This is a genomic window from Paenibacillus forsythiae T98 (assembly GCF_000520735.1).
GTDB lineage: Bacteria > Bacillota > Bacilli > Paenibacillales > Paenibacillaceae > Paenibacillus_AQ > Paenibacillus_AQ forsythiae.
On record NZ_ASSC01000205.1, the window covers coordinates 1 to 3,849 of the forward strand.

General features: G+C 53.6%; 5 protein-coding genes and 1 riboswitch. All 5 genes read left to right on the plus strand.

The genetic code is table 11. From position 1 onward, the window contains the following. Positions 1-15 precede the first annotated feature (15 nt). The 5 genes from L692_RS32470 (at position 16) to L692_RS0107230 (ending at position 3,638) form a co-directional block, all read left to right on the plus strand. On the plus strand, positions 16-543 hold the full coding sequence (locus L692_RS32470; protein ID WP_051503452.1) for a hypothetical protein: 528 nt from the start codon (positions 16-18) through the stop codon (positions 541-543). A gap of 97 nt (positions 544-640) precedes the next feature. After that, entirely contained in the window at positions 641-1,303 is a 663-nt protein-coding gene (locus L692_RS0107215) for a hypothetical protein (RefSeq protein WP_025698505.1), read from the plus strand. 4 nt (positions 1,304-1,307) lie between these two features. Next, positions 1,308-1,739 (plus strand): hypothetical protein, encoded by a 432-nt coding sequence (locus tag L692_RS0107220; protein WP_025698506.1) that lies wholly within the window; start codon positions 1,308-1,310, stop codon positions 1,737-1,739. 72 nt (positions 1,740-1,811) lie between these two features. Then, on the plus strand, positions 1,812-2,672 hold the full coding sequence (locus tag L692_RS0107225) for a pentapeptide repeat-containing protein (RefSeq protein ID WP_025698508.1): 861 nt from the start codon (positions 1,812-1,814) through the stop codon (positions 2,670-2,672). Between the two features lie 24 nt (positions 2,673-2,696). Continuing rightward, a complete protein-coding gene (locus tag L692_RS0107230) occupies positions 2,697-3,638 on the plus strand; it encodes an aminoglycoside phosphotransferase family protein (RefSeq protein WP_025698509.1) in 942 nt (313 codons plus the stop codon). A gap of 29 nt (positions 3,639-3,667) precedes the next feature. Further along, a riboswitch (TPP riboswitch) is annotated at positions 3,668-3,771 on the plus strand. Positions 3,772-3,849: the final 78 nt, after the last annotated feature.

Here is a 3,849-nt window from a genome sequence, read left to right on the forward strand (position 1 = left end):
GCCGTTACGGCCGACATATTGACCAAGGTGGCAAGGGGAATGCTGCCGTTCTACCGGGCAATCGCCGGGAGCCGGAGCTATGCAAGCGCCTGGTCCCGCGCGGTTGTCGGCGCCGACCTCGGGCTTATGAGCACGCTGCTGAAGCTTGCGGCGCCGGAAGCCGCCCGGCAGGGATACGGCACGAACGCCATCGGCTATTTTATTACGTTTACCTTTCCGCCGCCTTTTGCGCTGTATACGAACGGCACGACCATCCCGCCGGGACTCGTGCAGTTTACGTTCAGCACGGCGGTACACCGCCGGATTGCCCGCGCTGTGCTGCCGCTGTACCGCGAGCTGTCCGCTAACCGGAATTTCTCCGCCGCTCTGGCCCGCGGCATCCGCCGGAATGACCGCAAGGCGGTGATGCGGATGGTCCTGGGTCTGGTCCACACCCGCGCGCTGCGGTCGGTGACGATTGAGGAGTCGGGCGTCGCGCTGCTGTTCAAATACAGCGGTTCCCCCTATCCTTACCGCAATCTGCTGTTCCGGGAATTGGATTAATTAGCCTTTCCTTCCTCCCGTCCGCAACCTTTCCGCCTTGTCCTTCGTTAAGGGATATGACGGCTCCTACGCCGTACTTAGCAGGAGGTGCAGCCCTATGTTTTCGACCAAAAGATCTTTAGCAGCCATTTCAATCAGCGCATTACTGATGCTGTCGGCAGGAGGCGCGCTCTTTGCCGCCGGCAGCGGATTCACCGATATCGGTTCTGTTCAGGGCAAGGAGAAGATCGCAAGCCTGAAGGACCGCGGACTCGTTAAGGGCGTATACGGCTCGCGGTTTATGCCAGGGTCCGTCATTAGCGCAGCGGAGGGCATCCAGTTTATTTCGGGCGGTCTGGATCTTAATCTTGACGCCATTAGATTCATCAAGGCTCCCGTGGCCAGCGATATTTTCTCCAAAGTCAAGGATGACGTCTGGTATGCCCAGGCTTTTATTAATGCGCACTTTAACGGCGTCGAAATCCCGGCGGACATTGATCCCAAGGAACCGATGACCAAGGAGCAATTCACTGTTCTGCTCGTGCAGGGGCTCGAAAAAGGCAACATTCTGCCAATGATCAAGATTGCTCCGGCGAAAATCGCCGATGAGGACCGAATCGCACCTGACAACCTGGGCGTCATTCAGCGTTCTCTCGTCTACAAGATCAACACGCTGGACAAGAACGGGAAGTTCGATCCGGGGAGCAAGGTGACGCGGGCCGAAGCCGCCGTTAAGCTGTATAATGCGCTGGAATATTTGAACGCACACGGTCAGAAATAACCGCATGGATAAGGCTTATCTTGTTCTAAGATTGAATTTCATCAGCGCTTTGTACGCTCTTGTGCTGTTTGTTCAAAGTGAGCTTGCGGTGAATGTTTACCGTTTAGAGCGGATTACGGGCTGGACCAGGACAAATACAATTGTGGATGGCGTAAATGTGCTCCTGTTTGTCCTTTCGTCCATCCTGTTTTATTTTCTTACGAAGCGCCACTTGGGAAATCGCCGAACCCGATATTTAACCTGTATTTTCTGGATTCCTTATTATGCTTTGTTTATTTCTGTCTTTGCGTCGCTATTTCCAATTACAAATCCCGGAGAAGAGCCGCTGCCGGTGGTTGGATTGATTGTGATGGCCGCGTGTATCGTTTTTCCGTTCTATATTACTCTTATTAATCTAATTTCCGGAATTTTCTCATCTCCTGTGTTGAAAAAATGAAAGAAGGTTTACTTCCTGCGCTATTCCTTTATAGAATAATACAAGTAGTTTCTCGTAAAGGAAGTGCAGGACATGTCGAATTCAGGAATCAGCAACAACAAGAGGATAAAAGATTTAAGCGCGGATTGCCAGCGATGCTTTGGTTTGTGCTGTGCGGCTTTGCCCTACGCCAAATCGGCCGATTTTGCCGTGGATAAAGCCGGAGGCGTTCCCTGTCCAAACTTGCAGCAGGATTTTCGCTGCGGCATTCATCGGGAGCTTAGGAGCAAAGGCTTTCGAGGGTGCGCCGTTTATGAATGCTTTGGCGCGGGTCAAAAGGTGTCCCAAATCACCTATGCCGGAAATGACTGGCGGGAGCATCCGGCGCTGGCACAGGAAGTGTTCGAGGTATTCCCTGTTATGCAGCAGCTCCATGAAATGCTATGCTACCTGGATGAAGCACTCGGTTTGGAGGAGACGCTGCCGATTCATAAAGATTTGCGAAAGGCTCTCGAACAAACGGAGGCGCTCACTTGTCTGAATCCACGGTCTATTCTGGAGCTTGACGTCCCCGCCCATCGGGCAATTGTGAACAGCCTGCTTCTGCAAGCAAGCGAACGGGTACGGGCCAATGCTTCGCCGGGGCCTCATAAAAATCAAAAATGGCGGATTAAAATCCCCAGGGGGAGCGATCTCATAGGCGTGAATCTGAAAGGAGCCGACCTCAGAGGAGCTAATTTGAGAGGCGCTTTGCTCATTGCAGCCGACCTGAGCGATGCCGACCTGAGAGCGGCCGATCTGATCGGCGCCGACTTTAGAGATGCCGACATCAGCGGGGCGGATCTCACAGGAAGCATTTTTCTGACGCAGGCGCAAGTCAACTCGGCTAAAGGCGACGGGGAGACCAAGCTTCCGCCTTCCTTACGCATTCCCGACCATTGGGTTAAAAAATGACGAGTTAGAAGGTGCTCCGAAACGATGAATGACCGTATTGCGGAACAAACCCTTCGCAGCGTCCCCTTTGTGCGCTCCGGAGCAAGCATCCTGCCGATTGACAAAGGCTATTCCGGCGACCAGAAGTACCGGGTAATACAGAACGGGAGCAGCTATCTGCTCAGGATCTTCGATGTCGGACTATACAGGAACAAGCTGGCCGAGTTCGAAGTGCTGAAAACGATGGAAGCTTACGGAGTCAGATGCTCCAGGCCGCTGGAAATCGGGATATTGCCGGACACCGGACTTGGTTACCACGTTCTTACCTATATAGAAGGCGATGACGCAGCGGACCAGCTGCCGCTATACTCGGCTGACGTGCAGTATCGCATCGGGTGGGAAGCGGGGAACGAACTGAGAACCATTCATCAATACAAGGCGCCTGGCGGAATATCTCCGTGGGCCGAGCGCAAAACGGCAAAGCATCGGCGCTATATGGGGGAATATCACAGACTCGGCCTGTGTATCCCCGGCGGCGCCAAAGTGATGGAGTTCATCGAGGGCCGACTTGCGCTGATGAAGGAGGCGCCGAACCGGCTTCAGCATGACGACTTTCATACGGGAAATCTTATTGTCCGGGACAAGCGGCTGGCGGGCGTTATCGATTTTAACCGGATGGACTTTGGCGACCCGGTGCACGAATTTATCAAGGCCGGCTTGTTCAGCTCGGAGGTCAGCCTGCCCTTTTGCATAGGCCAGATTAAGGGATATCATCAGGGGCGTGAGCCGGTCGATGCGTTCTGGCAGCTGTATTCCCTCTATACGGCGATGGTCCTTGTATCTTCCATGGTATGGACTATCAAATTCGTGCCTGATGAAACGGAAGACATGATGGCCCGAATTGAACGTGTAATGGAAGATCATGCCGGCTTCGAGTCCGTAATTCCCAAATGGTACATTGAGGGAACGACCAGGTATGTGGTATAGTAAATAGGCTCATAACCGAATACAGATATCAATTTCACTAGGGGAGTCGTCCGACTGAGACGGAGCCGCGAGCTTCGGACCCTTGGAACCTGATCTGGATGATACCAGCGGAGGGAAGTGGAACCTGAGGCTTACCTATTGACGCCGCCCACGGCCAGCGCTTGTGCGGCGGATATTTTCAAGAGGCCCGTCCATTTCTCCGGAAATGGAC